Origin of the sequence: Bacteroides sp. ET489, assembly GCF_030518095.1 — a bacterium.
Lineage (GTDB): Bacteria > Bacteroidota > Bacteroidia > Bacteroidales > Bacteroidaceae > Bacteroides > Bacteroides ndongoniae.
Window position 1 is genome coordinate 1 of the sequence record NZ_JAULLJ010000070.1, and the last position, 6,261, is coordinate 6,261.

The window sequence follows — 6,261 nt, forward strand, 5'->3', positions numbered from 1 at the left end:
CCAGCCGAATTATCTTTTCCTGCTCCGTCCCCGCCGTTTCGGCAAGTCGTTGTTTCTGGCGATGCTGGAGACATATTACAGCGTAGATTATGCCGACCGCTTCGAAGAACTTTTCGGTGAACTGTATATCGGGAAGCATGCCACAAAGTCGCATAATAAGTATCTGGTGCTCAGATTCAATTTCTCCATTGTTAGCTCCAATCCTGATGAAATGGAACAATCGTTTAAAACCTATTGTAGTTCCACAATCACTCGTTTTGTGAAGAAATACGAGTATCTGTTGGGTGGTGAGATTTGGAATGAATTGAACATTTTTAATGATGTTCCCGGTCTGATGTTGGATGCGCTTGCCCGCTATATCAGCGACAACAACTGCCCGCATATCTACCTGCTGATTGATGAGTATGATAACTTCACCAATACCCTGCTGGCCACTTACGGCACGGAACGTTACCGCAAGACGACACATGGCGAAGGGTTTATCCGTGAGTTCTTCAATGTTATTAAAGCTGCTACTACCGGACCCGATGCGGCAATTGACCGTTTGTTCATCACCGGTGTCAGCCCCGTTACGATGGATGACGTAACCAGCGGATTCAACATCGGGACAAACATCAGCATGAAGCCGGAGTTCAATAGTATCATCGGTTTCAGCACGGAAGAAGTACGTCAGATGATCAGTTACTACAAGTCAGAAGGAGCATTACCGAAAGAGGTTACAGTAGATGATCTGTTGGAAGAGATGCGGCCATGGTACGATAACTATTGCTTTTCAGAGGATATGTCGGACGAGCATATGTTCAACTCAGATATGTCTCTATATTTCCTTAATGAATATATGCAACGGCATAAACCGCCTAAGATGATGGTTGATAGTAACATCCGCACCGACTACAATAAACTTCGCCACTTGGTGCAGATAGATAAACGATTAGGTGTTAATACTTCCGTTATCCAGCAGCTGGTGGCAGAGGGAAAGGTAACGGCCAATATCGCGCAATCTTTCCCTGCCGAACGGATGGTCGACACGGAGAATTTCAAGAGCCTGCTGTTCTTTTTCGGTATGTTGTCTATACAAGGAACGGATTTTGGTAGTCCTATTTTAGGTATTCCCAACCTGACTGTACGCGAACAGCTGTATACCTACCTAATTGAAGCCTACCGCAATGCTTCAGTTTTTGATATGGACATGACACAGCTTTCTATGCTTGTTAAAGGAATGGCTTTACAAGGTGACTGGCAACCTGTTTTTCAGTACTTTGCCAAAGAACTGGAACGTCAAAGCGCCATCCGAGAATTTATTGAAGGAGAAGCACACATAAAAGGTTTCCTGTTGGCATACTTAGGTCTGACCAAAGGCTATATCATCTTCCCCGAGCACGAATCCTCGAAAGGGTATGCCGATTTCTACATGATGCCTGATCTGGTTCGTCAGCCAGAAATAGCCTACAGCTACATTGTAGAAGTAAAATATGCCCGCCGCAATGCCACGGATGCCGAAATAGCCAGTCTGAAAGCACAAGCTGCCGAACAACTTCAACAGTATGCTGCGGATGAGAAAGTGCAGAAAACGAAAGGTAATACAGAGTTGCGTCTTATCACTTTAATCTTCCGTGGATGGGAACTGGAATGCCTTGAAGTGAAGCTGTAAAGCAGTTTCTTAATCCGGTTTACCATTATAATAGCATTAAACTTCATATTTCCCCGCTTACTGATATTTCATCGGCAAGCGGGTATTTTTTATCTAATTTCCTTACACCTTTTTACCCAAAAGTATCAATTATAGGTGTCAACACCATTGCATCAGCTACTTTTCTTCTTTCTATTTGTACTTAAAATCAGTGTTTTATAATACTCCCGTCCAGTGTCATGAAGTGGTGTTAATTGAACTTTTGGTTGATAATACTCTATAATGCAAAATCAGATAATCTTCTGATTATAAATAATTTACATTTTCTTTCTTAATCGCACCATTCACACCTGTTTTCTCGTTTACGTTCTTTTCTTAGTATGCATTCTGCTGATTATCAATAAAATACAATCGAAACCTATTTAGGAAATAAGTTAGTTACTTTGCAGCCTGAATTATGCGCTGTTGTATAGTATTATAATATACAGATATACAGCTAATTAGCGTTTGATAAACGAATAAATCCGAAGATAAATCAAACAGCAAAAAGAGGTTGGAATTTACACCTTATTATATATAGGGAATGGTTCGATACAAGAAGAAAGGACTTACGATAATTTTCATGGCTTAACAATATACAGCGTGCGATACGCTAAAAAGAGTTAATTTTATAATAAGGTATGTCGCACCACAATGCAATGACAACTGAACAAAAAACGAGAACGAAATATCAATAAACATTAATTTATTTACTAACAATTAAAAACTAAAATTATGGAAATGGAAAAGTTTTATGTAGCTCCGGAAGTGGAAGTTCTGGAGGTGGAAGTAGAGAAGGGTTTTGCTGCCAGCCCGATTGAAGGTGATGGTGGTACAACTATCCCTGGTACAGGTGGAGGAACAGATTGGTAATAAGTGATTAACTTTAAAATGTATAACTAATCAATTAGAGATAATGAAAGCTAAGTATTTATTAGGAGCATTGGTATTCCCGATGATTTTCGGTGCATGTACCAATGATTTATTTGAGCAGGAACCGGTTTCCTTACCTGAAAACTCCGTTTTGGCAGGTCGGGAGAAGGTTAATGTGTCGTTGAATGTTGAAAGAGTCGGTGCAGAAGCTCCCCAAACACGCGTTGATGGCTATTGGGATGATAAAGAAATCCAATGGGCATGGCGAGACAAAAATGACGGTATGGGTGCCGTAGTTGTAGACTACCTGCCAAACGATGAAATTGTGGATAAGGATAAAGCCGGTTATAACGATTATGTAATAACCAATTATCCATTCTATCCGCAAATTGAGCAATCGTCTAAATCTGCTAATTTCCGTACACCGACTGCAGTTGTAGAAGGTGCATATCTTTTTTATAGCCAATATGATGGCGACATGATTACCAGAGGTCAGATCGTTGATGAAATTCCTCGTTTACAGAACGTAAAGCCAGGATTCGATAATGGTGTTCTTCAAATTGGTTCAGAACGCACCAATGGAATCGGACAAAATTTCTTTGTATCACCGATTGTTAATGTTGGAGTTAAACATGGAGCCGACTTTGAACTTCCTCTTGCTCTGACAAGTGCACATTCCATTTTGCATATTCGCTTGGATGCTAATCTAGAAAGCAAATATTATGGAGAAAATGGTTTATCTATCAACAAAATTGTGCTTCGTGCATTGGATGATACAAATACTCCGTTCAACCGTAAACTGACACTGAATCCTATTGATATTGCTAATTTACAAGCAGAAGTAAGGACAGCAAACCCAACTTTGCCTATCGATGATAGAGGTGTAATTAACGGTCTTGCTGAGCCGAGTGAAGTAACAAGAGCTTTGAATGCTGTTCTTAATAAAATCATGAGCATTGAAGACGGTGAAGTTGATACGGACGCTCCTGTTTCAATAATTGGTGACTACAGTGACGCTACTGAAGACAAGTCCTCTGACCTTGTTTACCAGTTGGTAGAACCTTTCGTGTTTGAAAAGGAAGGTGATGTAATGGATTTGCTGGTTATTATGCCTGCCGGAACTTATAATGGTAAAAGTGGCCTTAAGGAATACGAGGGTAAAACCGACGGTGCATTGCGCCTGACTGTCTATACAAGCGAAGGTACTTATGACACTTATATTGGAGGCGGCACTGGAAAAACGATTACCGCTCACCGTGCTGAAAAGATCAATGTCAAGAGAACATTGGAAATCATGGGTGGTAAGACCAATATCAACCTTTTCGATCCCAACGAAGGTTTCAATATTGAATCAACTCAGGATTGGAACTTTACCATGGAATACATTAAAAATCACTTGCGTGACTTCGGTAACGGAAGTAACTGGAAGAAACCGGTTTTGAATCTTGTAGAAGGTCAGATAATTGAAGTTGACCCGGAACACTATTTCTTAGATTATCCTGTTGAATACAATGGTAATGCTACATTGAAATTGAAAGATCAATCTGAATATGTTATCAACCCGAACAATGTGATTTTAGACGAGACAAATCGTCCTACCATTTTAATTGAAGGGCAGCCAGAATCAACGGTTAAATTTAAAGATCCTGCTGAAAATGCTACAGAATTTACCGATGCATATAAACTTGTTTCTGACGCCAAAGTAATTGTTGAAAATGCACAATCACTGACATTCGAGAAACTTGTTAGCAATACAGCCATGCAAGTTGGTACTAATGCTAAGGTAAACATTGATTCAAAGGATGATGTTGTATTGAACGGTAATAATATTTTTGCAGCAGGTTCTTCTGTTACTGCAATTACTACTGGTAAAGTCACTTTGAATAATGCTACTTTAAATAACGATGTGGCAGTTACTTTAGCTGGTGCAAATAATGTGACTACCGGTACATTGGTTGTAGACACTAATGCAGAATTAACTGTTAATGGTGCTTATACAAACGATGCAGAGGCAACCATCGATGGTAATGCAAAAATGACATTGAAGGGTGCTAGCACCAATAACAAATCAATTAAAGTGGGTGTAGATGGTTATCTGAATGCAAGTGATGTTGAATTCACAAACGGAACAGGTGCTACATTGACTTTGGTTGGTGAAGAACAAGGTATGAACAGCGATAGCCGCAGTAAAGCCGACATCAAGACACTTACAAATAACGGTACGATTGATATTCAAGCAGGTGGCGAAAAGAAAGGTACTTATGGAGGCTGTTTGAATGTTTCTACCTCTATAACAAACGGTGAATATGGTGTAATCAATGTAGATGGTGAACTTTTTGCAACAGCTGCAAACGGAATTAACTACGGTAAAATCACATTGATGGATGATGAATATGCTGTAATCCAATTAGCTGGTTCTAAATTCAGCTCGCTTAACGATGGTAGCATTGTCCTTTCTGCACCTGCAAATTATGAGATGTTTAATTCATATTATACAGTGCATAATAAGTTGACAGGTGTTAAAGGTGCTATTGTTGCAAACTTAGATCAAGCTACATTCAACAAAGTATTTGAAAACTACAAATCCACTACCTTAGGATCACAAGAACGCGCTTGGCAGGTTATTAATAAAGTCAATGTTGAAGGTGATGTAGAATTTACTACAGTTTACTTAGCATCAGGTAAAAAGGTCGCAGTAAAAGACTTTATTCTGAATAACAGTAAATTCATTGCCAAAGATGCAAACATGACAATCGGTTCATTGACAATTAATGGAAAGTCTGCTTTTGAAACGAAAGTTCCTACAATAATCACTGTAAATAAAGTGGTAAGTGTAGAAGAAAGTTCTGATTTCTCTGTAGCAGAAGATGTTACAATGAATATTAAACCTATCAGTTCTACCATGTTGACAGTTAATGGCACAATGACTAACTATGGTAAAATTAATACCATAGCAAGTACTAAATATGGCAAGCCTAACTATATCAGAACAATAATTAATGAAAAGGGTATACTTGTAAATCATGGTACTTTAAGTCAAAAATCAACATCTGTTTATTCTCCTACCACTGCAGTATATAAGACTTTGAAAGCTTTTGTAAATGATTACAATAATGGAACTAATAGTATAAGAGTGGAAGTTATTGCTGGTACTACATCAGCCATCACTGGATCATGGAGTGGTTCTAAAGTAAATGTAGATAAAGCAACTCTTGCTAAAATACTGTCTCAGGGTACAGCGATGAAGATAAATAATTATCAAGCATTAGTAATAGAAAAAGATGCAAGTAATGTTTATGCTCTTTATTTAGGTGGTGGAATAAATGATAATAAGGATACACCAGAATTTAAAAATGCCCGTACTTATGACCTTACTAAGGGTGAAGTAACTCTTGCTGATTATGTAACTGGTGCAAAATCTAATCCAACAGATGCTAAGACTTGGTTCTATGTATCATATAACTATGGAACATTGGAATTAGCAGAAGATGGTCAAGCATGGGGTGAAATTGTTAATAACAAGGGATTCAAGAAAGGTGACTTTGAAAATGAATAATTTTCATCTTATCTTCTAACTATAAAAAGGTCGGGAACTGCCATAAGGTTTCCGACCTTTTTCAATATATCCACTCCATTTTTCTTCAGTTAGGGAAGAATTCCTCCGTAGTTACCCCAAAAATTTCCCTGTTAGGAAAAATCCTCCCTCAAAAACACACAAT

3 protein-coding genes are annotated in these 6,261 nt (G+C 38.6%); all 3 read left to right on the forward strand.

What is annotated here, in order from left to right:
- The coding region (locus Q3C19_RS17605; protein ID WP_302731095.1) for an AAA family ATPase at nt 1–1,651 on the forward strand (1,651 nt) is incomplete at its 5' end.
- Nucleotides 1,652–2,404: 753 nt separating this feature from the next.
- Nucleotides 2,405–2,542, forward strand: a complete 138-nt coding sequence (locus Q3C19_RS17610; protein ID WP_302731097.1) for a hypothetical protein — start codon at nt 2,405–2,407, stop codon at nt 2,540–2,542.
- A 43-nt stretch (nt 2,543–2,585) separates the two neighbouring features.
- Nucleotides 2,586–6,098, forward strand: coding sequence for a hypothetical protein (locus Q3C19_RS17615; protein WP_302731099.1), 3,513 nt, complete (start codon nt 2,586–2,588; stop codon nt 6,096–6,098).
- Nucleotides 6,099–6,261: the final 163 nt, after the last annotated feature.

What these genes read in the sequence shown, in the direction of transcription:
- Q3C19_RS17610 (WP_302731097.1), top strand. Translation starts at nt 2,405, where the DNA reads ATGGAAATGGAAAAGTTTTATGTAGCTCCGGAAGTGGAAGTTCTGGAG.
- Q3C19_RS17615 (WP_302731099.1), top strand. Translation starts at nt 2,586, where the DNA reads ATGAAAGCTAAGTATTTATTAGGAGCATTGGTATTCCCGATGATTTTC.